The organism is Nocardia sp. NPDC057455 (assembly GCF_042802775.1).
Classification (GTDB): domain Bacteria; phylum Actinomycetota; class Actinomycetes; order Mycobacteriales; family Mycobacteriaceae; genus Nocardia.
Genome location: NZ_JBHVDM010000037.1, coordinates 1 through 25,020, shown reverse-complemented (window position 1 = coordinate 25,020; position 25,020 = coordinate 1). Strand labels below are relative to the sequence as shown.

The window sequence follows — 25,020 nt, the reverse complement described above, 5'->3', positions numbered from 1 at the left end:
ATGACCCAGCAAGGTTCCGAGACAGCCGGATTCGGCTCCGCCGGTGCGGACGAGCGGCGAAAGGTCCGCTCGGGTCTGTCCGGCGTGGTCGATTGGCGCTTGGCCGCGCGAACCGGTTCCGCCCTGGTGCCCGCCGGTCCGCGCACGTCGCGCTATTCGGCCGAACAGGTGGTCGCCGAACTCGCGGATTCCTCCGTGCGGGCCGAAGCGCCGGTACGTGAGGTCAGCGGGTTGCTGGACGACCGGCCGGTTCCGGCGGCGAGGATCGTGGACCGGCCGGGGTGGATCACTGCCGCGGCCGAGTCGATGGCCCAGCTCACCGGGACCGGCGCGGCGCGGCCCGAACGCACGCTTCTCGCGGGCAAACCCGCCGGTGTGCAGGCGGGTGCGATGCTCGCCTTCCTGTCCACCGCGATCCTCGGCCAGTACGACCCGTTCACCGGATCGGACGGCACCTTGCTGCTGGTCGCGCCGAACATCGTGGCCGTCGAGCGGGCGCTCGGTGTGTCGCCGAGCGACTTCCGGCTCTGGGTCTGCCTGCACGAGGTGACCCATCGGGTGCAGTTCTCCTCCGCCCCCTGGCTCGGCGACTACATGCGCGCCAACGTCGAGGTACTCGGCGAGGTCGCGGACGAGCCGGTGAGCGAGATGCTGTCCCGGCTGGTCGATGAGGTGCGCGACCGTCGGCGCGGGGCGGCCTCCGACGACCCGGCCGCGCGCGGTGTGGTCGGCCTGCTGCGCGCCACCCAGGCGCCGCCGCAGCGCGAGGCGCTGGATCGGCTGCTCATGCTCGGAACCCTGTTGGAAGGGCACGCCGACCACGTCATGGACGCGGTCGGTCCGGCGGTGGTTCCGTCGGTCGAGCAGATCCGCACCGCGTTCGACCAGCGGCGCAGGCGTCCGACCAACCCGGTGCAACGCCTCCTGCGCGCCCTGCTCGGCGTGGACGCGAAGGTCGCCCAATACGTGCGCGGCAAGAAGTTCGTGGACGAGGTGGTCGGCACAGTCGGGATGACGCGGTTCAACACGGTGTGGACCGATGCCGACACCCTGCCGCGCACCGACGAGATCGAGCATCCGCAGCGCTGGATCGAGCGCGTGCTGGCCTGAGCGAGTATGCCGGCCCGATGCGCTGGATCGAGCGCGTGTCGGCCTGGGTGAATATGCCGGTTCCGCAGCGCTGGATCGAGCGCGTGTCGGCTTGGGCGAGCGCGCCGGTTCCCGGCCCTGCGGTGGATCACGCAGCACGATCGGCCGGTAGGCTGCGCCCATGGGGCGTGCGCCAGGAACGACACCCGGGCGCTTCGGGTTCGAGACCGGGTCATCCGGTCCCGCGCGAGGGCCCGCGCCCGCGACCGGCACCGCGCGGCGGCTGCCGGAGACCGCGGCAGTGCTTGCCGTCCGCAGGGCCGTCCGGGAGTGGCTGAGCGGTTTCGGGCCGCGCGAAGCCGAAGACCGGGCAGTCGCGGTCGCCTTGTCCGGTGGCGCGGATTCGCTGGCGCTCACCGCGGCGGCGGTGGTCGAGACGCACGCGGTCGACGCTCTGGTGGTCGATCATCGCCTGCAACCCGGTTCCGGCGCGGTCGCCGCCGCGGCGGCGGCACAGGCTCTTGCCTTGGGCTGCCGGTCCGCCCGGGTACTCGCGGTCGAGGTCGGCACCGAGGGCGGTATGGAAGCCGCCGCGCGCCGGGCGCGCTATGCCGCGCTGGAGGCGGCACGCGCGGGCCTGCCGGTGCTGCTCGGGCACACCCTCGACGACCAGGCCGAAACGGTGCTGCTCGGACTCGGGCGAGGCTCGGGTGGCCGCTCGATCCAAGGGATGGCCGCCTGTACGCAGCCGTGGGGACGGCCGTTGCTCGGCGTACGCCGGGAAACCACCCGGCAGATGTGCGCCGATCTGGGCGTGACACCGCACGACGATCCGCACAACGCGGCGCCGCAGTTCACCAGGGTCCGGCTGCGCACCGAGGCATTGCCACTGCTGGAGCGGATCCTCGGCGGCGGGGTGGCTCCGGCGTTGGCGCGCACGGCCGAGCAGTTGCAGGAGGACGGCGCCGTCCTGGACGCGCTCGCCGCCGAGCTGCGGCATACCGCGAGTGATGGGCAGGCGCTGGTGATCGAGACCCTCGCCACTGCGCCCGCCGCCCTTCGCAAACGGGCAATTCGGGCATGGCTGCTCGACAATGGAGCGAAAGCCCTGACCACTAAGCATTTACAGGCAGTCGACGAACTGGTTACGGCTTGGCGCGGGCAGGGCGGCGTGGCGGTCGGTGGAGGACGTCCGGATAGCAGGTTGGTCGCCGGGCGCGAACGTGGCAGGCTGACACTGCGGCTGGGCGAGGATGGCATCGGACCGATGAAGCAGACCCAACCGGCCCAACGGGCTCACCACCACGGAAGGGAATCCGGCTGACGTGTACGGGGACGACATCGCGTCGGTGCTGATCACCGAGGAACAGATCGCCGCCAAGACCCAGGAGCTGGCCGAACTCATCGCCAAGCGGTATCCGCCCGACGCTGCAGAGGGCGATCTGCTGCTGGTGGGGGTGCTCAAGGGCGCCATCTTCTTCATGACCGACCTGGCCAAGGCCCTGCCGATCCCGACCCAGATGGAGTTCATGGCCGTCTCGTCCTACGGATCGTCGACCTCGTCCTCCGGCGTGGTGCGCATCATGAAGGACCTGGACAAGGACATCGCGGGTCGCAACGTCCTGATCGTCGAGGACATCATCGACTCCGGGCTCACGCTGTCCTGGCTCAAGCGCAACCTGTCCACCCGCAATCCGGCGTCGCTGGAGGTGGTCACTCTGCTACGCAAGCCCGACGCGCTACGCACGCCCGTGGAAGTCGCGCACGTCGGCTTCGACATCCCGAACGAGTTCGTGGTGGGCTACGGCCTCGACTACGCGGAGCGCTACCGCGACCTGCCCTACATCGGCACCCTGGATCCGAAGGTCTACGGCGGCTGAGACTCAGCCGGTGAGGATGCCGAAGATCGTTGCAGGGGAACCGGAACCGCCGCGGTAGAGCGGTCCGCCGACCAGCACCCACGCCCCGGTCGCGGGCAGCGCGGCCAGGTTCGCCAAGCATTCCAAGCTGATCCGGTGCTCGCCGTAGAGCAGCTTGGACACCGCGTAGGACTCGTCGGCGCCCACGTCGGGGCCGAACGTATCGATGCCGAGCGCGCCACGGCGGCCGAGCCTGCCGCCGCGCAGCAGCCATTCCACCGTCTCCACCGCGAAACCCGGTTGCCGACCGGCCGATTCACCCGTGCCGATGAACTCCGGCGTACCCCACTTGGCGTCCCAGCCGGTCCAGGCGATTATGGCCGCGTCGTCCGGAATCCGGCCGTGCTGCGCCTCCCATCGCGTCAGATCGTCGACCGTGATCGCGTAGTCGCGATCGTTCGCGCAGCGCTGCCGGACGTCGATCCGCACCGCGGGCAGCAGCAGATCGTCCAGCTCCAGTTCGTGCGCGGCCAGCCCGTCGGCACGAAAATGAATCGGTGCGCCCCAATGGGTTCCGGTGTGTTCGCCCTGCTGGATGTAGCGCAGGTAATAGCCGTCGTTCGCGATCGTGGCCACGACGTCGGCGCGGAATTCCGGATCGCCCGGGTACAGCGGGGTGGTGACCGGATCGTGCACGTGCGACAGGTTCACCAGCTGCCCCAGCGGGCGCGGTGTGGTCATCGCTGACGCTGGGGGATCGCCCTGGCCAGCGCGAGCAGATCCGCTTCGAGGAGCCGGAACAGTCGATAGGTCAGCACGAATGCCAGGATGCCACCCACGCTCAGCACGCGGACCGGAACGATCACCAGCTCCAGGTCGGTGGCCTCGACGAAGGTCGCGCTCGCCACGCCCAGCAGTGGAACCGACGCCGCCACACCGAGATAGAGATTGCCGCGCCTGGCCAGCGCGCGCAGTTGGCGTTCGTCGTCGCGGCCGATACCGCCGCGCACCAGAAGTTGTGGATAGATCGAGCGCACCGCGTAGACCATGATCGGAAAGAACGGATAGGCCAATGCGATCGCCGCGCACACCACCTGCGCCGCGAAGAAATGCAGGAAGGTACCGCGCGGAAGGGCGACGCCGGAAGAGGCCAGCCCCAGCGGCCAGATGATCCCGGCGACCAGCCAGAAGCCGAAGGGTATCCACACCGCCCAGTCGCCCATCAGCAAGGTGTCGCGGCGCGCTTTCGCGAGCGTGCGCGCGGAGTACCCGGAACCGCGGCCGAGGCGGTACGCGATGGTGAGCGGCCGCCGGGTCATGAACAGCAACAGCAGTGCGGCGACCGGGAACGCGACCAGATTGTTGATCAATCCGACCGCCGCGAACTTCTCCTGGTCGGCGGCCGACATCCGGTCGATGATCAGGCTCTGGTTCAGCTGGATGTTGTAGAAGCTGGCCAGCACGTTCGGCACGCCGACGCACAGCGCCGCGACCGGGAGCAGCCACCCGCGGGCTCGGTAGGCGAGGCTGTCGGGCGGGGGATCGACCAGGTCGCGAGCGCGCGCGTCGAGGCACAGGTCGAGTTGGCCCGCGAGTTCCGCGCCCCCGCGCCAGCGATGTTCCGGATCGGCGTGCAAACAGTCCAGCAGTACGCGGCGCAGCGCGGCGGGGGTTTCTTCCGGCAGGCGTGTGAGCGCCTCCGGCGAGACGCCGCGGCGGCGCACCGCGAGCATCGCCGCGTACGTTTCGGTGGCGGGGCCATCGGTGAACGGCGGATCGTCGAACGGGAGCGCGCCCGTGAGCATCTCCCACAGCAGCACGCCGAGGGAGTACACGTCGCTGCCGTTGCCGGGAGCGGGCGCGCCGGGATCGAGGTAGCAGGCCAGCTGCTCCGGGGAGCGGTAGGCCAGGGCACCGGTCGCGCCGGGACCGTGCGGCGCCGAAGCGCGGGCCCCCTCGCCGAGGGCGAAGTCGGCCAGCTTCGGGATGCCCTCCGCGGTGAACAGCACGTTGGCCGGTTTGATGTCGTGGTGCAGGACGCCGTGGTGCTCGGCGTAGTCCAGGGCATCGGCCAACCGCCTGCCCACCCATGCCACGGTCTCCGGCCAGGTCAATCGTGCGATTTCGGCGCGAACGCTGGAATCCGACGGCCGGATCTCGCCCTTGGCCTCCATGGCGGTGTCCAGCGCCCGCAGCAGCAGCGCGCCGCCGTCGGTCACCGGGCCGCGACGGCGTTGCTCGAGGAGCCCGACCGCCGTGCCGCCGGGGAGGTACTGCATGTAGACCAGGCGCGGGGGGACGGTCGCTGGAGAATCCGGTACGAGCGGCGGTCGGCCGGGCGCGGAGCCGCCGTGGTCGGCGGGGCTCGCGATGGTCGCGTCCGGATCGATCGTCCGGTCGACCGCCGTCGCGTCCGGTGCTGCGAGAACCGCTGTGCCCTCGCCCGATCGGCGGGATCGGCCGGCATCGTGCTCGGAGATCGGGGCACCGCCGCGGCGAGTACCGGAGACGACGGTGTCGTCACTGTCTTCTCGCGCGGCGCATGCACCGACTGTCGGGTCGTCCGTGGGTCGTCGGCTGGGGGTCGCGTCGGTTCGTCGGGTGTGGGGAGTGCCGGGCTGGGCGATTGTCGGGTCGTCCGTGGGTCGTCGGCTGGGAGTTGCGCCGGTTCGTCGGGGCTGGCGAGCGCTGGGCCGGGCGATGGTCGCGTCGTCATTGAGGCGGCCCGGCGGCGCCGCGACGGTGGCTTCGAGGTCGGACGAATCGGTGAGCGTCGCGTCGCGGGCGGGCCGTGGCGCGGCGATGGTCGCCTCCGCGTCGGACGTGCCTGCGACGGCGTGGCCGCCGTTCGCGGGCGGACCGGCGACCGTCAGGGTGCGTGCGGCGTCGGCGCTGAGCACCCGTTGGTCGAAGACGCGCACGATGTGGGCGTGGTCGAGCTGGGCCATCGTGCGTGGTGCGCCCGCCCGGCCCGCCGAGAACCGGACGGCGACCAGCCGCTGCATGGAACGCTGCCTGGCCAGGAAGACGCGGCCGAGCAGCCCGGCGCCCAAGTCGGTGATCAGGTCGAAGTCGTCGATCCGCAGCCCGGGCGCGAGGTCGGCCAGCGCGGCGACGGCTTCGCTCGACTCGGCGTCGATACCGGCGTCGTCGGCGGCGAAATCGGCGAGGCGTTCGCGGACCGCGCCGGCGAGGTCCGGGTATTCGGCGAGGAAGTCCTCCAACGGCAGCGGCCCGCGTTCGCGGCGCGCCAAGAATTCGTCGCACATCAGATCGACCAGTTCGGGGCTGTCCGCCAGTTCGGCGAACTCCTCGCGGTACTCCGCGATGCGTTTGCCGAGCCCTTGGTGTTCCCAGCGTCGCCGCAGATCCACCCGGATCAGGTCGATGAGCACCGCCAACCGAACCTGCGTGCCGTCCGGCACATAGTCGCGGATCTGCGGTGGCAACCGGTCGTCATGAAGACTGCGCTGCCAGTCGGCGGAGAACCGGGCGACGGCATGGGTGCGGGGCAAGCTCACGTGGTGGTCTCCGCGGCGGTCGTGGTCGCTCGGGCGGGCCTGCCCTCGGCGGGCTCCGTTTCGGCGGCTTCGGGATCGACCACCCGCTCCAGCGCCCGCAGATCCGCTTCCAGCGCACGGAAGATCAGGTAGGTCCCCACGAACGCGATTATGCCGCCCACGCACAGCAACCGGACCGCGAAGATGACCGACGGGATATCGGACGGGGGCAGGAAGGTCACTCCGGCGACCGCGAGCAGCGGTACCGAGGCGGCCACCGCGAGGTACCCGTTGCAGCGCCGGTCCAGGCCGCGCAGCCAGACCGCGTCCTCGGGGCTGATGTCACCGTGCCGCAGGAACAGCGGATAGACGCACCGCACCATGTAGAAGGTCAGCAGGAAGAAGGGATACGCGACCGCCATCGCACCGCACACCACCAACGAGGAGAAGAAGTGCACCACAGAGCGCGCCGATATCTCCCCGGTCGACACCTGCAGCGCGATCAGGAAGACCGGTCCGGCCAGCACCCACAGCGAAAAGGCCACGGCCACGGCCCGGTCGCCCATCAGCAGCGCGTCGCGTCTGGCACGCCGCAAAGTCCCCGGATCGTATCGGCGCCCTTTGCGCAGGCCACGCGGCACCGTCAGCACGTATCTCGCCATGTACAGCACCAGGCCGATGCCGGTCGGGAAGAAGATGGCGTTCACCACGCCGGTGATGATGAGGAAGGTCTGCTGGGCGTCCTCGGTCATCCGGCTGATGATCAGGTGTTGGTTGTGTTGGATGTTGTACAGCGAGGCGAGCACGTTCGGCAGCGCCATCGCCGCCAGCGCCACCGGGACGATGTGCGGGCGCAGCCGCCGCCGCCAGCTGTTCTGTGCCGGGTCGACCAGCTCGCGTGCGCGCGCGTCCAGGCACATCTCCAGCTGCCTGGCCAGGATGGTGCCGCTGGACCAGCGGTCGGCCCGATCCGGGGCGAGGCAGGTCCGCAGTACGCGGCACAAGGCGGCGGGGCAGTCGGCCGGTACTCGCTCCAGCGCGGCCTCGTTCAGGCCGGCGCTGCGCCGCTCCAGCATGGCCTCGAGTGTGGTGTCGTCGCCTTGGTTGCCCGCGCCCGCCGTCCGGTCGTCGAAGGGTTTCGCGCCGGTGAGCAACTCCCACAGCACCACGCCCAGCGAATAGATGTCGGCGCGGGTGTCCAGGTCTGCGGCGCTGCGGCCGAAGCTGGGGTGGCAGGCCTCCAGCTGTTCCGGTGACATGTAGGCCAGTGAGCCGCCGAAATAGGCCACCGGGCTGGTGCCCTCCACGTTGCGGCTGAAGCTGATGTTGAAGTCGGCCAGCTTCGGCACGCCCTCGGCGGTGAGCAGGACGTTGGCCGGTTTCACATCGCGGTGCAGCACGCCGTGCGAGGAGGCGTAATCCAGCGCCTCGGCCAGCCTGCGGCCCAGCCAGGCCACCGTCTCCGGCCAGCTCAGCTTCGCGATCTCGGCGCGCACACTGGAGTCGGTCGGCCGGATCTCGCCCTTCTCCTCCATGGCCGCGTCCACGGCGTCCAGCAGGAGCCGGCCGCTGCGCTCGGCGGGCGGGGTGGCGCGCACCCAGCGCAGTACGCCCAGCAGCGTGCCACCGGGGAGGAACTGCATGTAGAGCAGCCGCAGCCGGCGTGCTGCGCCTTCGGCGTCGTCGAGCAGCCGCTGATCGAAGACCCGCACGATGTAGTCGTGGTCGAGCTGGGCCAGCGTCTGCGGCTCGGTGCCGTGGTCCAAGGAGATCTTGACCGCGACCAGCCGTTGCAGCGAGCGCTGCCGTGCCAGGAAGACCCGGGCGAACGCACCACTGCCCAGACCGGTCAGCAGATCGAAGTCATCGATGCGCTGACCGATCTCGATGCGGTCGAGCGGGTCGGCGCGACCCGGCCCGGTCCCGATCGCAGTGGGCGCGGCGGCCGTGCCCGTCAGATCGGCGGCGGTCGTTCTGGTCACCTCGGAATCACGATCGGACTCCGCGGTTCGGTTCAATGCGGTGGCGGCGAGAACGGAATCGGGACGTGCCAGGACGGTCCGGGGGGAATCCTCCGGGGTCGCGCGGCGGGTGCTCTGATCGATCTCGTCGGCGTTCAACAACTCGCGCAGTTGCTCCGCCTGCCGCGGATATTCGCGCAGGCATTCGCGCGGATCCACCCGCTCGCCGCTCTGCCGGCGGATGACGAACTCCTCGTACACCAGACCGGCCGGAATATCGCCGGACGCGAGTTCGGGGAATTCGGCGCAGTAATCGGTCAAGCGCAGCCGCGTGCCCGGTTCCGGTGTGGGGCTCGTGGCCGCCCCCGGGCCACGCAACCAGCGATGGCGCAAGTCGACGCGGATCAGCTCTAGCAATGCCTCGCGGCGCAACGTGGTGGCGTCGGGCAGGTATTCGGCGATCGGCGGTGGGCGCCGGGTGGATTTCCACGCCGCCGAGAACGCCGCAACCGCGTCGGATTCGGCATGCGAGAGGTCGCCACCCCTCGGACGGGTGGAAACACCTGTGTCGGGATCGGATCTTCTTCCAGAGTTCGCACTCATGCTCGGACCTAGTGGCTCGGCGGACGCCGCGGAATCCGCATCGGTCGTTGTCGGATGGCCGGAATTTTCCGCCACACCCCACACCATCATCCCCCGTGCCGTATTCGAAATGATAACTTGCGGCACGACAGTGGATCACCCGATTTCGACAACGACGCGACGGGGGATGACCAGCACATGTCTGACGAGGCCGCAATCGTGGCGGACGGCTCGATATCGGCGGGACGCGCGGTGCCGCGAACAACCATTCCGAATGCGAAGACCAGCGAACCGGTCCTTGTGCGGCCGCTCGGGGCCGCTGCCGACGCGCGGCCGGAGAGCGCCGAGTCCGGTCTCGAACGCGGCCCGGCCGCGACGATCGCGGCCTGCGTGCGCGACGGCCTGCTGCACCCCGGCCAGGTGGCCGCGGATGCCGGGACGCGGATCTCGGCGGCGGACCGCGGACGCAACGCGTTCAGCGTCCTGCGGGCCGAACAAGCGATGGCCGAGTCGGTCGGCCTGATGGAACGCGACGACCTCGACCTGCTACCCCTGGCCGGGGTCCCGGTCGCGGTCGAACACGGCGTCCCGATCGCGGGCGAGCCGGTGCCGTGGGGCCCAGCAGCCGCCGAGGATCACCCGGTGGTGGCCAGGCTGCGCGCCGCGGGCGCGGTGGTCGTCGGCCTCGTCACGTCGCCCGAGCTGAGCCCATGGATGACGAGTGCGGGCACGGAACCTGTAGTTCGCAATCCGTGGAACCCCGCACGCAACGCGGGAAGCGCGGCCGGCGCGGCCGTCGCGGCCGGGCTGGTCCCGGTGGCGCACGGCTGCGACGGCTTGGGCGCGGTGCGGGTCGCCGCCGCCTGCTGCGGCGTCTTCGGGATCAAGCCGGGGCAGTACACGGTTCCCGGTGCGGGCGCCTGGTCCGGACTGGTCGAGAGCGGTGTCCTCGCGACCAGCGTGGACGACGCCGCGCTGGCGCTGTCGGTGCTGGCGGCGCGGCCGGACCTAGCCGAGGTGGATCCACCCGCCCGACTACGGATCGGACTGGCCGTGGATCCACCTTCTCGCCTGACGCGCGTCGACCGGCACTGGACGGCCGCGGCCCGCAGAGCGGCTTCGGTGGCCGCGGCGGCGGGCCATCTGGTCGAACCGACCGCGCTACCGTACGGAAACGCGCTGTTCGCGGCATCCCTACGATGGCTGGCCCTCGGTGCACGCGATGCTCCCGCGCTACCCGAGCCCGGCCGGCTGTCCCGTAGCGCCCGACGTCGACTGGCCCTGGGCCGAACGGTGCATCGGTTTCGGCTCGCGCGGCCCGCCCAGATCGATCGGGTCGAGGCGCGACTACTGGAGTTCTTCGAGCGTTACGACGTGGTGATCACTCCCACGCTCGCCGCCCCGCCGCCACCGGTGCGGGCCTGGCACCTCCGCAATCGGCCTGCCACTCTGCTCGCCGGCGCACGGTTCGCCCCCTTCACTCCGCTGTGGAATCTGGTCGGCTGGCCCGCCGCGTCCGTCCCTATGGGCATGCACTCCCGGTCGGGCACCCCGGTGGCCGCCCAGCTCGCAGGGCCACCCGGCAGCGAATCCACCCTGCTACGGCTGGCCGCGCAGCTGGAGACCCGCTACCCGTGGGAGCGCACCGTTCCCGAACCCACGCCGGGCAGGTTCAGACGCTGACCGGTGATTGCTGGGCGGCGAACCCGCCGTCGACGGCCCGGCCGGCGAACTCGAGGATGGTCGGCCGGTTGTCGTCGGCCCGCCACGCTACGGCGAGCTCGCACGGGGCGAGCCCGGACAGAGGACGCGCGGTCAGCCCCGGCCAGCGGTACATCGGCACGTTGTTCTCGGCGAGCAGGCACACGCCGAGGCCGAGGCTCACGGCTTCCAGCTTGTCCTCGGCGGTCGCGGCCTCGGCGCCGATTTTCGGCGGTCGGCCGCCGCGTCCGTCGTTGCCGAGCCAGAAATCCCGCACCGCACCGGCTTCGGTGGGCAGCGCGACGAACGGCTCGTCGAGCAGATCGGCGAACTCGATGGTCTCCGATACGGCCAGCGGGTGGTTCTCCGGAAGCAGCACCCAGCGCGGTTCGGTGCGCAGCACCTGCCAGCGGTAGCGGCTCTGATCCGGCAGCGGAAGCCAGACCAGCGCGAGATCTGCCTGGCGCCCCGCCAGCCCGCTGGAGGGATCGGTCCACGAAGCGGCGTGCAGTGCGAGGCGATGTCCGCTCGCGCTCTCCAGATCGCTGAGCAGGCCGCGACCGAGCGCGGATTGGATGCCGACACGGAGAACCTCGCCCGCCTCCTGCAGCGAGACGTTGGTGACCTCCCACAGCTCCAGGATCTTGCGGGCGCCTTCGAGCAGCTCCTTGCCCGCGACGGTCAGCGCGACACTGCGCTGGTTGCGGTCGAACAGGACCACGTCGAGCTGACGTTCCAGCTGACGGATCTGACGCGACAGGGTGGGTTGAGCGATGTGCAGCCGCTGAGCGGCGTTGGTGAAATGCAGTTCCTCAGCGACGGCGACGAAATACCGCAGGTCGCGCAAGTGCGGGTCCATAGCCCCTTGCTATCAGAATCAGTCCGGAATTTCCAGCCTTATCAGGCCGAAAAGTTCGGATACGGGTGCCGAAACAGTCGGCAGGTTTGTTAGAGACAGCATATTGCCTGTGATGGTGCTGCGCATCAATCGGTTGGCGAATTCTCGGCATGCGCGCAGCATCTACCGCAGAGCTACCTCAGTTGGGCAGTTGACCAGCAGAGATGGGGTCACTCGGGGAAGCTTTGTGGCGGATTGTGGACACCTTTCCGGTCGCCGACTACCGGCTGAGAATTTGCCGCAGAGCGGATGGTCGATGTAATCGAGACCTCGGGTGATATTCCTCACATGACTCTTCGGCATGGCGGCCACTGTGGGTCCCCGAACACGGCGAGGCGCCGCGACCGAGACGAACCCCGGCCGCGGCGCCTCGGCTCCGCAAGTGTTCACACGCCGCGGGCGCGCTCCTCGTACGCCTTGCGCTTGTCAGCGTCGACATCGGCGAGGAAGGCGCGGCCGGACCCGAGCGCCCGGCCGATGCCGTCCCCGAGCGCCTCTGGCAGCAGCCCGACGAACTGGGAGATGAACCCGGCCACCGCGGTCACCCTGACCTTCGACTTCGGCGCGACGATCAGCTTCGCGACGGCGTCGGCGATTTCCTCCGGTTCGGCGGCACGCATCAGCTTGGGCGCGGTGACTCCGGAGCCCAGTTCGGTGTTGGTCAGCGTGGGCAGCACCGAGGAGAAACGCACGCCCGTGCCGCGGTACTCCTCCCGCAGCGTGTCGGTGAATCCGAGCACCGCGTGCTTGCTGGCGTTGTAGGTGGCCAGACCGGGGATGTGTGCCTCGCCGGCCAGCGAGGCGATGTTGATGATGTGCCCGCTGCCGCGCGGCAGCATCCGGCGCAGCGCCAGTTTCGAACCCAGGATCACGCCGTAGACGTTGATGTCCAGGATGCGCCGGGTCAGCGGCTCCGGCTCCTCCACCAGCCTGCCGGTCGGCATGATGCCCGCGTTGTTGATCAGCACATCGATCGGGCCGAGGGTGCGCTCCACCTCGTCCAGAAAACCGTCGAACGAATCCTGATCGGTCACGTCGAGCTTGCCGTAGAGCTCGAAACCGCGCGCCGTGCCCGACTCCTTGACCGTGGTCTCGTCGATGTCGCCGATCGCGATCTGCGCGCCGAGGGCCTGCAGCGCGGTCGCGGTGGCGAGCCCGATGCCCCGAGCTCCACCGGTGATGACGACGACCTTGCCGCGGATCTGCTTCGCTTCGGTCACTTGTCGTCTCCCTTCAGCTTCAGCAGGGCCGGAAGGTCGAGGCGGCGCAGCCCGCGTGCGCCCGCCGCACGCATCGCGCCGAGTGCGAACAGCAGCTTCGGCATCGAGTACGGGTACCAGAACAATTCCTTCTGCTGGGTCGGCAGGATCGGCGCGGTGATCGCCTGCTGACGGCAGTACTTGCGCACGCCGTTCGCCCCGCCCCACCTTGCCCCGACGCCGGACAGGCCCCAGCCGCCCATCGGCAGGGCGTAGCTGAACAGGTTGGCGAAGACGTCGTTGATGTTGACCGCGCCGGCGTTCAGCTGCCGGGCGATCCGCTCGCCCCGCTCCTTGTCACCGGTCCACACCGACGCCGAGAGGCCGTAGACGGAGTCGTTGGCCAGCCGTATCGCCTCGGACTCGTCGGCCACCTTCATCACCGGCAGCGTCGGCCCGAAGGTCTCCTCGGTGATGCAGGACATGGTGTGATCGACGTCCACCAGCACGGTCGGCTCGAAGGCGGTGCCGAAGCCGGCCCGCTTGCCGCCGGTGAGGACCTTGGCGCCCGCCGCGACGGCTTCCTCGACGTGACGTTGCACGATCGCCGCCTGATTCTCGTTGGCCAGCGCTCCCACGTCGTATTTCGAATCGCGTCCGTCGAGGCCCTGGCGCAGCGCCTGGACGTTGGCGGTGAGCTTGGCGACGAACTCGTCGTACACCGGCGCCTCGACGTACACCCGCTCCACCGAAATGCAGACCTGGCCGGAGTTGAACATGCCGCCGAAGGCGATGCCGTGCGCGGCGCGATCCAGGTCGGCGTCGGCCAGCACGATGGCCGGGTCTTTGCCGCCGAGCTCCAGGCTGTAGGGCACCATCCGCTCCACGCACGCGGCGGCGATCTTGCGGCCGGTCGCGGTGGAGCCGGTGAACTGGATGTAGTCGGCGTTGGAGACCACCGCCCCTCCGGTCGCGCCGGCCCCCGTGACCACCGCGAAGACCGGCGGCGCGCCGATCTCGGCCCAGCCCCTGGCCAGTTCGAGCGCCGAGAGCGGGGTTACCTCGGAGGGCTTGAGGATGACGGCCGCGCCGGCGGCGAGCGCGGGGAAGACGTCCATCACCGGCATGGCCAGCGGGAAATTCCACGGTGTGATGACGCCGACCACCGGATAGGGCCGGTAGACCGTGGTCAGCCGCTTGACGCGGGCCAGCGGACTGTGCGGCGACGGGTGATCGTCGGCCAGGAACTTGGCCGCGCGGCGGGCGTAGTAGCCGATCAGATCGGTCGCGAAGCCGGGGTCGATCAGGGAGTCCACCCGAGGCTTGGCGGTTTCCGACTGCAGCACGGTGGCCAGCCGATCGGTGTTGTCGATCAACCAGTCCTGAAACTTCAGCAGCCAGACCTTGCGTCCTTCGGGGCCGATCGCCTCCCACTCCGGCTGGTACAGCCGCAGTTCGCGGACCTTGGCCGCGACCGCGTCCGCGGTCTCGTCCGGCACCGTGCCGACGACCTCGCCTGTGCCGGGATTGCGCACCTCGATGACGGCGGGGCCGTCCTTCTTCGCGGTCGTCTCGCGTGCCTGCGCCTCGGTCGCGGGCGCTGGTTCGGTGTTGGTCACTGCTGTTCTCCCACTGACGTTGTGTTGAACCGCGGTCTGCTGACTGCTGTGAGGCAGGCCACTGAACTATGATCGTGACACAATCTGTTCAGAGTTTCTTGGCCCAGATTGTCAAGGAAAATGGGTGATTTTGTTTTCTTGATACAAAGGATGGCGAAATATTCGCCGAGCCGGAGGAGAGGGCGATGACCGGTGGTCCGTCGGGGGGCGGTGCGGTCCGGCCGAACCCGGCTCCCGACGAAGTGCGCGACTGGCTCGCCGAGTACGTCTACGAGACGACGCGCGCGGAGGCACTCGAGCGGATCGTCACCCGGCTCGACGACGTGATCATCGCGCGCATCCCCGAACTCGCCGATCGCGATATGCGCCGCGACCTCGCGGCCAGCACCCGGGCGCACGCCAGGATCGTGCTCAGCCGCCTGGCCAGCGACGCCTTCGAGTTCTCGCTGCCGGAGGAGGCACACGCGTTCGCGCGCAGCGTGGCCCGGCGCGGCTTCGAACTGCGGTTGCTGCTGCGGGTCTATCACGTGGGCATGGAAGCCGTCCTGGACTACATGACCGAAATCGTCGAGCAGCGGCGGGCCACGCCGGAACTCGAGCGCGTGGTGCTGCTGCGGCTGTTCGAGCGGGCCACCAAATGGATCAGCACCTCGGTCGAGTTGCTCACCGACACCTACATGGAGGAGCGCGAACAGGTCTTGCGCGCCGCGCTCAACCGGCGCGCCGAGACCGTGCGGGCCTTGCTGGACGGTGACGACGTGGAGGTCGAGCAGGCGTCGGTGCGGCTCGGATACCGCCTCTCCCAGCGGCATCTGGCCTTCGTGCTGTGGACCGACGAGCCGACCGGCGAGCCCGCCGGTGCGGACGCGGAGGCGACCGGTCTGCTGGACCGGGTCGCGGCGCGGCTGGCCACGGCCCTGGGCTGCGCGCGAGTGCTCACCGTCCCGTCCGGGGCCAGCGCGATGTGGGCGTGGGCGGGTTCGGACGACGGGGAACACGGCGCCGAACTCGCGGCGCCGGGCGAAGTGGAACGGCTGGCCGCGGCGCAGATCGCGGCGCCGGTGCGGGTGGCGTTCGGCGTGCCTGCCGGGGGAATCGCGGGTTTCCGCCGTAGCCACCGGGAGGCGGTCGCCGCGCGGCAGGTCGCCGAGCGCGCGCCCGCGGGCGGCCTGCGGGTCACCGGGTATCGGACGGTGGAGATCGCCTATCTGGCCGGCGCGGACGAAGCGGCCATGCGCGGGCTGGTCGAGCGGGAACTGGTCGCGCTGGCCGGCCGGGACGCGCACGCCGCGCGGCTGCGCGAGACGCTGCACGCCTATCTGCGCAGCCAACGCAGCCCGGAGGCCACCGCGAAAGTACTCGGTGTGCACAAGAACACGGTCCGCTACCGCGTGCAGCGGATCGAACAGCTACTGGGACATCCGATCGAAGAGCGTGGCTTGCCGCTGGAGATCGCGCTGGTGTGCGTCGCCGTCTACGGCACGGACGCCCTGCCCTGAACCGCCGGCTACTCGCCCCCGACCGCTTCGCGGGCCGCGATGCGGCGCAGCGGTGGCTCGGTGGTCGGCGCCACCCGGCGATCGGGTAACTCGGCGAGCAAGGTGGTGGTCGCCTCCGCGATGGCCGCGACGGCCTTGTCGACGGCCGATTTGGTGGTCGAGCTCAGGCCGGACACGCCACCGACCTTGCGCACGTACTGCAGTGCGGCGGCATAGATTTCCTGCTCGGTTGCGGCAGGTTCCAGACCACGCAGGACGGTGATGTTTCTACACATGCGAGCACACTAGCCCCAGATCACGACATGCGTCAGGGCAAGAAGTCATCGAGGCCCGAATCCATTCGCCCGGCGGACGCGCCATCGGTGCGCACCGGGGACATCAGCGCCCATCCGCGAATACCACGCGTCCGCCGTACGGGATGGGGAACAATCGGGGCATGTCTTCGCGCGGTGTACCCACCTTGACGACCTTTCCGTACGCGGAGCTGGACGAGCGGGAAGAAGACCACTGGTCCGGTGCCGCGGTATCCGACGACGAACTGCGGGCGTTGGCCCTCGGCGCCTTCTACTCGGCGCGCTGGGACGCCTTCCACGACGCGCTGCTGCTCGGCCCGGAACGCGCGCATCCGCTGGGCGATCGGCGCGAGCTTGCCATCGATACGCTCACCGGAGCATGGGGCATCACCGACGGCACCGAGGCGCAGGCTTCGATGGAGCAGTTGCTCGACGGCATGCACGCCCCGCTCTACGCGCTGGTGCACCCGCTGGTGACGGCTTCGATCAACGCCAGCGAGCGCGATCGTTTCGGTGAGCGCGCCGACCGGCACCGGGCGTTTCTGCGGCAGGTCGGCGCGTTCCGCGGGATGGACAACCCGGAGGCGCTGGTCCGCGACTACGACATCTGGTCGCAGGCGATCAAGATCGGATTCACCGACCATCTGACCCGGCCGCTGCCCAGCGACATCCACGCCTGGGATCTGGCCCGGGTGGTCGCGGTGGCCAGGATGGCCTACACGGCGGGGTACCTCGACGCCGACGCGGCCTGGAGCTATCTGGCGCGCGCCCTGCCGCTGGCGCAGAGCAAGTACCGCAACTGGCGCCAGTTCGGCGACGCCTATCTCACCGGCTGGACCTATTGGCAGGCCTGCGAGGACCTGGCAGAGCTGAAGAACGGCGGCGTCGACCGCCGCAAGGAGTTGCTGCGACTGTGGCTGCGCCCGACCAGCCCGTGGCGGCGGATCGCGCTGAACTCAGTTCCCGTCGGGGAGTGAGCGCAGGATTCCGCGACCGTAGCGCTGGAACTGGGCGTCGTCGACCATGCCGAGCGAGTGCCGCTCGACCAGCAGTTCCCACTCCGAGTACAGCTGGGCCACACCGGGATCGGCCGAGCCCGCGGCGCCGTCGGCGGATTCCCGGCGCACCGCGAAGTTCACCGCGCAGGTGACCCGCTCGGTGTCGGCGCGGTCGGCGCCCGAGAAATGCAGCGTCCGGCTGCCGTCGTGCACCTCTATGCCGGTCGCGCCGCGTCCGGGACCGATCTCGCCGCGGCCCGCGGTAGGGGTGTCGGTGACCCGGGCCCACACGACCACGGGAATCGGGAGTTCGTGCGCGTAGCGGCCGTCGCCGATGGAGATGAACAGCAGCCGCGCCGTGGTCGCGGCGAGCAGACCGGGGCCGTTGCCCGCGGGCGGGTGGGCGACCGCGATCGCGGTCTCCAAGACGTACTCCTCCGGCGTCACGTAACGATGCAGAGCAGCTATCGCCTGCTTCGCCTCGCGGCGCGGGGACATCCTGCGCGTCGCCCGCTCCACGTCAGCGCGGGTGGGACCGCCGCGGCCCCAGGTGGGTGCGGGCGGGCACAGATCCGGCGCCGCGACGTCGATGCGCTGGGTGGCCATGATGTGCGCGTTGATCCGGTCGACGATCTCGGTGGCCGCCGGAACGTCGTGCTCGGCGATCAGGACCGGCAGCGGGGTACGGTCCGCGGGCACGCCGGTGAGCACAGGCGTCGGGTAGCGCAGATAGATCTCGATGACGACCGAGTCGTCCGCGCGCCGATTCAGCCGGACCTTCAGCAGATCGGAGACCGGGACATCGAGCACACGCTCGCCGTCGGACCCGGGGCGCAAAACGATCAACCTGCCGCGGCCGTGACGCAGTATCGCTGTGGGTGTCCTCAACTCGACTATGTCCATACCCCCTGCGCTCGTGTCTGGTCTGCGGCGCTCCCGGGGCCTTCGTGGTGTGCGAGCTACCGCCTACGTGCCCGTCGCTCGCGCCGCGATGTTGTGTCGTCGCTCACGATAGGCCGAACATGCCATGATTGTTGCCACTTGGAGGAAGCCGGACCGGAGACATCGGGAACCACTGTCGATCCCCGGCCGTTTACCTCGTTAACTGCACCCTGCAGCCGAACTGCGCGATGTATCGAGTAGACCGTACGCGGTAACGTGGCTTGTCCGCATCCGAACCCCCGCGGAACCGGACGCGCCAGACGCATCGCTAGGCAAGAACCGGAGACACCGGAAAGGACTGGCCGCCCCGGCCGACGCTCTATGAACCGCAAGACAGTGTTTCGCACCCTGGCCATAGTCTCGGGCATTCTGCTCGTGATCTATGCGTTCAGCTACTTCGGCAACGACACGCGGGGCTGGAAGAGCGTCGATACCTCGGTTGCCCTCAGCCAGCTCGAGAACAAGAGCAACGTCCAGAACATTCAGATCGATGATCGCGAGCAGCAGCTGCGCATCGAGCTGAAGGACGGCAACGACGCCACCGGCGGGCAAGACAAGATCATCGCGAAGTATCCGGGCGGCAGCGAGACCTCCGCTCAGGTCTTCGAGGCCGTGAGGAACTCCGGCGCGCCCTACAACACCGTGGTCAAGCAGGAGAGCTGGTTCACCCAGATCCTGCTGTTCGTGCTGCCGATGGTCATCCTGCTCGGCCTGTTCATCTTCGTGATGGCTCGCATGCAGGGCGGCGGGCGCGGCGGGATGATGGGCTTCGGCAAGTCGAAGGCCAAGCAGCTGTCCAAGGACATGCCCAAGACGACGTTCGCCGACGTGGCCGGAGCCGACGAGGCGGTCGAGGAACTCTACGAGATCAAGGACTTCCTGCAGAACCCTGTTCGCTACCAGGCCCTCGGCGCCAAGATCCCCAAGGGCGTCCTGCTCTACGGCCCGCCCGGCACCGGTAAGACCCTGCTGGCCCGCGCCGTCGCCGGCGAGGCCGGCGTGCCGTTCTTCACCATTTCCGGTTCGGATTTCGTGGAGATGTTCGTCGGTGTCGGCGCCTCCCGGGTGCGCGACCTGTTCGAGCAGGCCAAGCAGAACAGCCCCTGCATCATCTTCGTCGACGAGATCGACGCGGTCGGCCGCCAGCGCGGCGCGGGCCTCGGCGGCGGTCACGACGAACGCGAGCAGACCCTCAACCAGCTGCTGGTCGAGATGGACGGGTTCGGCGACCGCACCGGCATCATCCTGATCGCCGCGACCAACCGCCCCGACATCCTCGACCCGGCCCTGCTGCGTCCCGGCCGGTTCGATCGGCAGATCCCGGTGGGCAACCCCGACCTCGCCGGTCGCCGCGCGATCCTGCGGGTGCACTCGCAGGGCAAGCCGATCTCCCCGGACGCCGACCTGGACGGCCTGGCCAAGCGCACCGTCGGCATGTCCGGCGCCGACCTGGCCAACGTGATCAACGAGGCCGCCCTGCTCACCGCGCGCGAGAACGGCGCGGTGATCACCGGCGAATCGCTGGAGGAGTCGGTCGATCGCGTGATCGGCGGCCCCCGCCGCAAGAGCCGGATCATCAGCGAGCACGAGAAGAAGATCACCGCCTACCACGAGGGCGGCCACACCCTGGCCGCCTGGGCGATGCCGGACATCGAGCCGGTCTACAAGGTCACCATTCTGGCCCGCGGCCGCACCGGCGGCCACGCCATGACGGTGCCCGAGGACGACAAGGGCTTGATGACCCGCTCGGAGATGATCGCCCGCCTGGTCATGGCGATGGGCGGCCGCGCGGCCGAGGAACTGGTGTTCCACGAGCCGACCACCGGCGCGTCCTCCGATATCGACCAGGCCACCAAGATCGCGCGCGCGATGGTCACCGAGTACGGCATGAGCGCCCGGCTCGGCGCCGTCCGTTACGGCCAGGAGCAGGGCGATCCGTTCCTCGGCCGCTCGATGGGTATGGCTTCGGAGTACTCGCACGAGGTGGCGGGCGCGATCGACGTGGAGGTGCGCAACCTGATCGAGGCCGCGCACACCGAGGCGTGGGCGATCCTGAACGAGTACCGCGACGTGCTCGACGACCTGGCCACCGCACTGCTGGAGCGGGAGACCCTGCATCGCAAGGATCTCGAGCAGATCCTCGCGTCGGTGCACAAGCGCCCGCGGATCACGGCGTTCAACGATTTCGGCGACCGCGTCCCCTCGGACAAGCCGCCGGTGAAGACCCCGGGCGAGCTGGCCGCCGAGCGCGGTGAGTCGTGGCCGCCGGAGCCGGTGGCCGAGCCGGTCGCCGCGTCCGCGCAGCGCGAGCCGCAGCCGGCCAACGGATACCCCCCGCACGAGAGCGGTTATGGCGCTCCGCCGCAGTACGGCCGCCCGTCCGCGTCGGGTTACCCGCTGCCCCAGGCGCCTGCGCCGGCGTATCCGCGTCAGGGTACGCACGGTTCGCGGCCGGACTACGGCGCTCCGGCGGGCTGGTCGGCCCCCGGCTGGCCGCCGCGAGACGAGCCGCAGCCCGGTCAGCCGGGCTGGGGCGACCCGCAGCAGCCGCGGCACGGTTACCAGCAGTGGGGTCCGCAGGGTGCGCCCGAAGGCGGCTACGACCGGGACGGGTACGGCGATCGCGGCGGCTATGACGAGCCGCGCCGGACCGATCCGAACGGTGAGGGCGACAACGGCGATTGGGATGGACCGAACGGTCGTCACTGAGCGGTGACGATTAGGCTCGTCCATCGTGGGGGTGCCGAGAAATTGCCGGCACCCCGGAAGTTTGGAGGTGTCCTCGATTGTCGGCCAACGAGTACGGCGGTGGTTATACCCTCGCCGAAGCGGACAGTGCTGAACACAACGGTGTCGACATCGGCGTGACGGAGCCCGGCCCCGTCGCACTGGAAACGGGCAGATCATTCGATCAGGCGCGGGCCGAAGCGGCGGTGCGGGAATTGCTGCTCGCCGTCGGTGAGGACCCGGATCGGCCCGGCCTGCTCGAGACGCCCGCCCGGGTCGCGCGCGCCTATCGGGAGACGTTCGCCGGGCTCTACGTGGAACCGGATTCCGTGCTCAACACGACGTTCGACGAGGGTCACCAGGAACTCGTGCTGGTCAGGGACATTCCGATGTACTCCACCTGTGAGCACCACCTCGTGTCCTTCCACGGCGTCGCTCACGTCGGCTATATCCCGGGCCCGCACGGCCGGGTCACCGGTCTGAGTAAACTCGCCCGGCTGGTCGACCTGTACGCCAAGCGCCCGCAAGTGCAGGAGCGGCTGACCAGCCAGATCGCCGACGCGGTGATGCGCAAACTGGACCCGCGCGGCGCGATCGTGGTGATCGAGGCCGAGCACCTGTGCATGGCGATGCGCGGCATCCGCAAGCCGGGCGCGAGTACGACCACTTCCGCCGTGCGCGGACTGCTGCAGTCCAATGCCGCCTCGCGCGCCGAGGCGCTCGATCTGATCCTCCGGAAGTGAACGGGCCCGCGGTGTCCGAACCGAGCGGCGCTGGGCGCGTGGCGACCGGCGCGACCAGCGAGGACACTGCCACCGCGCGGACGGAAGCGCGATCCACCGCGCCGGTGCGCGGGTTCGCCCGCGCCGGGCGCTCCTGCGCCGTGATGGGCGTGGTGAACGTCACAAGCGATTCGTTCTCCGACGGCGGGCGCTACCTCGACCCCGAATTGGCCATCGCGCACGGTGTGCGGCTGCACGCCGCAGGCGCGGACATCATCGATGTAGGCGGCGAGTCGACCAGGCCGGGCGCGGTCCGCATCGATGCGGCGACCGAGGCCGCGCGGGTGGTACCGGTCATCCGCGGGCTGGTCGCAGCCGGCGTGCCGACCAGCGTGGACACCATGCGCGCCGCCGTGGCCGCCGCGGCGATCGAAGCCGGGGTGTCGGTGGTCAACGACGTCTCCGGCGGCCGCGCCGATGCCGACATGGTGCGGGTGGTCGCGTCCGCGCGGGTTCCGTGGATTCTAATGCACTGGCGGGCGGGCGCCGACTACCGGCACACCGGGCCGGCGGACCACTACGACGACGTGGTCGCGGAGGTGCTCGCCGAACTGACCGCTCAGGTGGACTTGGCCGTCGCAGCGGGCGTCGACCTGTCCGGGCTGATCCTCGATCCTGGTCTCGGCTTCGCGAAGAACTCCGCGCACAACTGGGCACTGCTCGGCGCGCTGCCCGAATTGGTCGCGCACGGGCTGCCGGTCCTGATCGGCGCGTCGCGCAAGCGTTTTCTCGGTTCGCTGCTCGCCGACGAGGCGGGTCCGCGTCCACCGGGCGGCCGGGAGACGGCCACCGCGACCATCTCGGCGCTGGCCGCACTGCACGGCGCGTGGGGCGTGCGCGTGCACGACGTGCGCGCTTCGCTGGACGCCATCACGGTCACCGACGCGTGGCGCAATGCCGCACGGCAGCGCGCCGCACAGCACGACACCGCCCGACCCAGTGCGCAAGGAGCTCAACGATGAGCCGATCCCCGGTCCACGCCGAACACGATGCGCCGCCGGGTGATCCGCTGATCCGGCGCGGCGCCGACCGCATCGAATTGCGCGGTCTGCGCGCCTACGGGCATCACGGTGTGTTCGACCACGAGCGTCGCGACGGTCAGGAGTTCTTGGTCGACCTGACGGTCTGGATGGATTTCGCGGTGGCCGCGGCGTCCGACGATCTGGCCGCCACCGTGGACTACGGCGCGCTGGCCGAGCATGCGGTCCGCATCGTTCAGGGTGAGCCGCGCGATCTCATCGAAACGGTGGTGTCGGAGATCGCCGACGACGTGATGACCGATCCACGGATCAGGGGGGTCGAGGTGGTGTTGCACAAGCCGTCCGCGCCGATTCCGCACACGTTCGCCGATGTGCGGGTGGTCACCTCCCGGCACCGGGAGGAGCCCGCCGAATGAGCGAGCTACCTTGCGGCGCGGCCATTCTCACCGTGCCGTGTGCCGCGGAGGCACGCCGATGACCCGTGCTGTGCTGTCCATCGGATCGAATCTGGGTGACCGGCTCGCGCATCTGCGCAGTGTCCTGGACGGGTTCGGCCATCGTGTGCTGGCCGTCTCGGCCGTGTACTCCACGGCGCCCTGGGGTGGTGTCCCGCAAGAGGACTATCTCAACGCCGCTGTGCTGGTAGAGGATCCGGCTTTCGGCTGCGCGGACTGGCTGCGCCGCGGCCAGGAGCTGGAGCAGGCCGCGGGACGAGTTCGCGAAGTGCGCTGGGGCGCACGCACACTCGACGTCGACGTGGTGTGGTGCGCCGAACTGCGCGACGGGCAGGCGGTCGCGTGCCGCAGCGCCGACCCGGATCTGCTGCTGCCGCACCCGCAGGCGCACCGGCGCGCTTTCGTGCTGGTGCCGTGGCTCGATGTGGCGCCGGACGCGGTCCTCGAGGTCGACGGCGTACCACGCGCCGTGGCGGATCTGCTGGCGCGGATCGATCCGGCCGAACGCACCGGGGTGCGCCGCACCGCGTTCTCGCTGACGGGCGAGGCGTCGTGAAACTGAAGCCGACTCGCATCCTCGACGTCGTGGCGAACGTGCTGATCGCCGCGCTCGTCGCGTGGATCGCCACCCGGGTGGCCTATGACAGCTTCCCGCCGATCTCGGTCTTCGCGGGTGCCTCGCTGTACCCGGTGGCGGCCATCGAAGCGGTGCTCGCTTTCGTCATCCGGGCGCGGGTCAACGACCACGAGATCGGGGACGGCCGCCACCAGTTGCATCCGATCACCGCGGCCCGCGCCGTCGCGTTGGCCAAGGCGTCGGCTCAGGTGGGTTCGATCGCCGCGGGCATCTGGCTCGGTTTCTTGTGCTGGGTCCTCCCGCAGCGCGGCACGCTGCGCGCGGCCGCCGCCGACAGCCCCGGTGCGATCGTCGGGATGCTGGCAGGCGTCGCTTTGGTTGCTGCGGCCCTGTGGCTGGAGTACTGCTGCCGGGCGCCGGAGGATCCCACCGATGATGCGGCAACTACCTAGCTAGTTTCCCGAGCCGAATCACAAAACGGAATCTGGGCTCGGCACGAGCTATTGGCTACCCTGGCTGGCATGGTTTCACCCTCCCGTAGCAGCACTTCCCGTCGACGGCGGGACGACGCGGGAAAATTATCCGTCGGTGTCTTGATCTTGCTCGGCCTGGTTGCCAGCGTTTTCCTGATTTTCAGTAACAGCGTGGAGTTCGTACGGGTAGGTCTGGTCGCGGCCCTGTGGGCGGCGGCAATCGGCGCTCTGGCTGCGACGAAGTACCGCAAAGAGGCGACGATCGACAAGGCGAAGGTCCGCGATCTGCAGACCGTCTACGAGTTGCAGCTGGAGCGGGAGGTCACCGCGCGGCGCGAGTACGAACTCGGCGTGGAGGCGCGGGTACGCGAGGAAGTGGGCGCCGACGCGTCCGAACTCGCGGCCCTACGGGCGGAGCTCACCGTGTTGCGGCAGAGCCTGCAGCGGCTGTTCGACGGCGATCTGCCGACCGAACGCCCGGCTTTGCGCGCCGACGCGACCCGGATCCAGGAGCTGACCAGCTCGGGCACCGAATCGGGGAACAATAGCTCCGCGAATGCCGGGATGTGGTCGGTGTTCGCCCACCAGCAACCGCGTAGCAGCATGACGCCGATCTTCGAGCCCGACCATCCCGAGCCGCCGGTCTTCGCCAGCCCCTTCGATGATCCGGTCACCGCCGAGACCGCGGTCGTCTCCCTCGACGACGCCGAGCAGGCCGACCAGGAGCAGGCACATCACGCTGAGCCGCGCGGGTGGGCCGATGCCTTCACCGAGGCCGCGGACGAGCCGCTCGACGAGCCGCCCACCCCCCCCCCGACGCGCCCGCCCCCCCCCGAGGGACCGGCCCCCCCGCCCGCCACCGCCCCCCCCCAGGGCACGCCGAGCG

Annotated in this window: 21 protein-coding genes; 13 read left to right on the top strand and 8 right to left on the bottom strand. The window is 69.8% G+C overall.

What is annotated here, in order from left to right; genetic code table 11:
• The 3 genes from ACFU5M_RS17090 (at position 1) to hpt (ending at position 2,969) form a co-directional block, all read left to right on the top strand.
• Positions 1 to 1,110, top strand: coding sequence for a zinc-dependent metalloprotease (locus ACFU5M_RS17090; protein WP_379049838.1), 1,110 nt, complete (start codon positions 1 to 3; stop codon positions 1,108 to 1,110).
• Between the two features lie 160 nt (positions 1,111 to 1,270).
• The gene (gene tilS / locus ACFU5M_RS17085; RefSeq protein ID WP_379049835.1) at positions 1,271 to 2,413 is read left to right on the top strand and encodes a tRNA lysidine(34) synthetase TilS; all 1,143 of its coding nucleotides are present in this window, start codon (positions 1,271 to 1,273) and stop codon (positions 2,411 to 2,413) included.
• Between the two features lies 1 nt (position 2,414).
• The gene (gene hpt, locus ACFU5M_RS17080) at positions 2,415 to 2,969 is read left to right on the top strand and encodes a hypoxanthine phosphoribosyltransferase (RefSeq protein ID WP_379049832.1); all 555 of its coding nucleotides are present in this window, start codon (positions 2,415 to 2,417) and stop codon (positions 2,967 to 2,969) included.
• Positions 2,970 to 2,972: 3 nt separating this feature from the next.
• Here hpt and ACFU5M_RS17075 read toward each other — a convergent pair whose 3' ends face one another.
• From ACFU5M_RS17075 to ACFU5M_RS17065, 3 genes are read right to left on the bottom strand one after another with little or no spacing between them, the layout of a single operon-like run.
• Complete coding sequence (locus tag ACFU5M_RS17075) at positions 2,973 to 3,689, bottom strand: cyclase family protein (protein WP_379049829.1); 717 nt, start codon at positions 3,687 to 3,689, stop codon at positions 2,973 to 2,975.
• Positions 3,686 to 6,469 (bottom strand): protein kinase, encoded by a 2,784-nt coding sequence (locus ACFU5M_RS17070; RefSeq protein WP_379049827.1) that lies wholly within the window; start codon positions 6,467 to 6,469, stop codon positions 3,686 to 3,688. Before ACFU5M_RS17070 ends, ACFU5M_RS17075 begins: the two co-directional genes overlap by 4 nt.
• Entirely contained in the window at positions 6,466 to 9,012 is a 2,547-nt protein-coding gene (locus ACFU5M_RS17065) for a serine/threonine-protein kinase (protein ID WP_379049824.1), read from the bottom strand. Before ACFU5M_RS17065 ends, ACFU5M_RS17070 begins: the two co-directional genes overlap by 4 nt.
• 177 nt (positions 9,013 to 9,189) lie before the next feature.
• Between ACFU5M_RS17065 and ACFU5M_RS17060 the strand changes: the two genes are divergently transcribed.
• Positions 9,190 to 10,674, top strand: a complete 1,485-nt coding sequence (locus ACFU5M_RS17060) for an amidase family protein (RefSeq protein WP_379049822.1) — start codon at positions 9,190 to 9,192, stop codon at positions 10,672 to 10,674.
• Here the strand turns inward: ACFU5M_RS17060 and ACFU5M_RS17055 are convergent.
• The 3 genes from ACFU5M_RS17055 to ACFU5M_RS17045 all read right to left on the bottom strand — a co-directional run bounded on the left by ACFU5M_RS17055 (position 10,664) and on the right by ACFU5M_RS17045 (position 14,408).
• A complete protein-coding gene (locus ACFU5M_RS17055) occupies positions 10,664 to 11,551 on the bottom strand; it encodes a LysR family transcriptional regulator (RefSeq protein WP_379049820.1) in 888 nt (295 codons plus the stop codon). The genes ACFU5M_RS17060 and ACFU5M_RS17055 overlap by 11 nt on opposite strands.
• A 425-nt stretch (positions 11,552 to 11,976) precedes the next feature.
• Positions 11,977 to 12,810, bottom strand: a complete 834-nt coding sequence (locus ACFU5M_RS17050; RefSeq protein ID WP_379049817.1) for an SDR family oxidoreductase — start codon at positions 12,808 to 12,810, stop codon at positions 11,977 to 11,979.
• Positions 12,807 to 14,408 (bottom strand): aldehyde dehydrogenase family protein, encoded by a 1,602-nt coding sequence (locus ACFU5M_RS17045; RefSeq protein ID WP_379049815.1) that lies wholly within the window; start codon positions 14,406 to 14,408, stop codon positions 12,807 to 12,809. The genes ACFU5M_RS17050 and ACFU5M_RS17045 overlap by 4 nt, the downstream gene beginning before the upstream one ends.
• 185 nt (positions 14,409 to 14,593) lie before the next feature.
• Here ACFU5M_RS17045 and ACFU5M_RS17040 point away from each other — a divergent pair, with 185 nt between their 5' ends.
• The gene (locus tag ACFU5M_RS17040; protein WP_379049813.1) at positions 14,594 to 15,907 is read left to right on the top strand and encodes a PucR family transcriptional regulator; all 1,314 of its coding nucleotides are present in this window, start codon (positions 14,594 to 14,596) and stop codon (positions 15,905 to 15,907) included.
• Positions 15,908 to 15,915: 8 nt separating this feature from the next.
• On the opposite strand, the gene ACFU5M_RS17035 is transcribed toward ACFU5M_RS17040, so the two are convergent.
• The gene (locus ACFU5M_RS17035; RefSeq protein ID WP_379049810.1) at positions 15,916 to 16,182 is read right to left on the bottom strand and encodes a DUF2277 domain-containing protein; all 267 of its coding nucleotides are present in this window, start codon (positions 16,180 to 16,182) and stop codon (positions 15,916 to 15,918) included.
• A gap of 161 nt (positions 16,183 to 16,343) precedes the next feature.
• Here ACFU5M_RS17035 and ACFU5M_RS17030 point away from each other — a divergent pair, with 161 nt between their 5' ends.
• Positions 16,344 to 17,177 carry a DUF1266 domain-containing protein gene (locus ACFU5M_RS17030; RefSeq protein WP_379049807.1) on the top strand — a complete coding sequence of 278 codons (834 nt, stop codon included), beginning with the start codon at positions 16,344 to 16,346 and terminating at the stop codon, positions 17,175 to 17,177.
• On the opposite strand, the gene ACFU5M_RS17025 is transcribed toward ACFU5M_RS17030, so the two are convergent.
• On the bottom strand, positions 17,157 to 18,101 hold the full coding sequence (locus ACFU5M_RS17025) for a hypothetical protein (RefSeq protein WP_379049805.1): 945 nt from the start codon (positions 18,099 to 18,101) through the stop codon (positions 17,157 to 17,159). The genes ACFU5M_RS17030 and ACFU5M_RS17025 overlap by 21 nt on opposite strands.
• Before the next feature lie 360 nt (positions 18,102 to 18,461).
• On the opposite strand from ACFU5M_RS17025, the gene ftsH reads away from it, so the two are divergent.
• From ftsH to ACFU5M_RS16990, 7 genes are all read left to right on the top strand, one after another.
• Positions 18,462 to 20,849, top strand: a complete 2,388-nt coding sequence (gene ftsH / locus ACFU5M_RS17020) for an ATP-dependent zinc metalloprotease FtsH (RefSeq protein WP_379049802.1) — start codon at positions 18,462 to 18,464, stop codon at positions 20,847 to 20,849.
• Positions 20,850 to 20,998: 149 nt separating this feature from the next.
• Positions 20,999 to 21,610, top strand: a complete 612-nt coding sequence (gene folE, locus ACFU5M_RS17015) for a GTP cyclohydrolase I FolE (RefSeq protein WP_357043799.1) — start codon at positions 20,999 to 21,001, stop codon at positions 21,608 to 21,610.
• A gap of 143 nt (positions 21,611 to 21,753) precedes the next feature.
• Positions 21,754 to 22,611 carry a dihydropteroate synthase gene (folP, locus tag ACFU5M_RS17010; protein WP_379049921.1) on the top strand — a complete coding sequence of 286 codons (858 nt, stop codon included), beginning with the start codon at positions 21,754 to 21,756 and terminating at the stop codon, positions 22,609 to 22,611.
• The gene (folB, locus tag ACFU5M_RS17005; protein ID WP_379049800.1) at positions 22,608 to 23,045 is read left to right on the top strand and encodes a dihydroneopterin aldolase; all 438 of its coding nucleotides are present in this window, start codon (positions 22,608 to 22,610) and stop codon (positions 23,043 to 23,045) included. The genes folP and folB overlap by 4 nt, the downstream gene beginning before the upstream one ends.
• Positions 23,046 to 23,103: 58 nt before the next feature.
• A complete protein-coding gene (gene folK, locus ACFU5M_RS17000) occupies positions 23,104 to 23,640 on the top strand; it encodes a 2-amino-4-hydroxy-6-hydroxymethyldihydropteridine diphosphokinase (RefSeq protein ID WP_379049797.1) in 537 nt (178 codons plus the stop codon).
• 2 nt (positions 23,641 to 23,642) lie between these two features.
• Positions 23,643 to 24,113, top strand: a complete 471-nt coding sequence (locus ACFU5M_RS16995) for a DUF3180 domain-containing protein (RefSeq protein WP_379049918.1) — start codon at positions 23,643 to 23,645, stop codon at positions 24,111 to 24,113.
• A gap of 192 nt (positions 24,114 to 24,305) precedes the next feature.
• On the top strand, positions 24,306 to 25,020 hold a 715-nt coding region (locus ACFU5M_RS16990), incomplete at its 3' end, for a DUF6779 domain-containing protein (protein WP_379049796.1).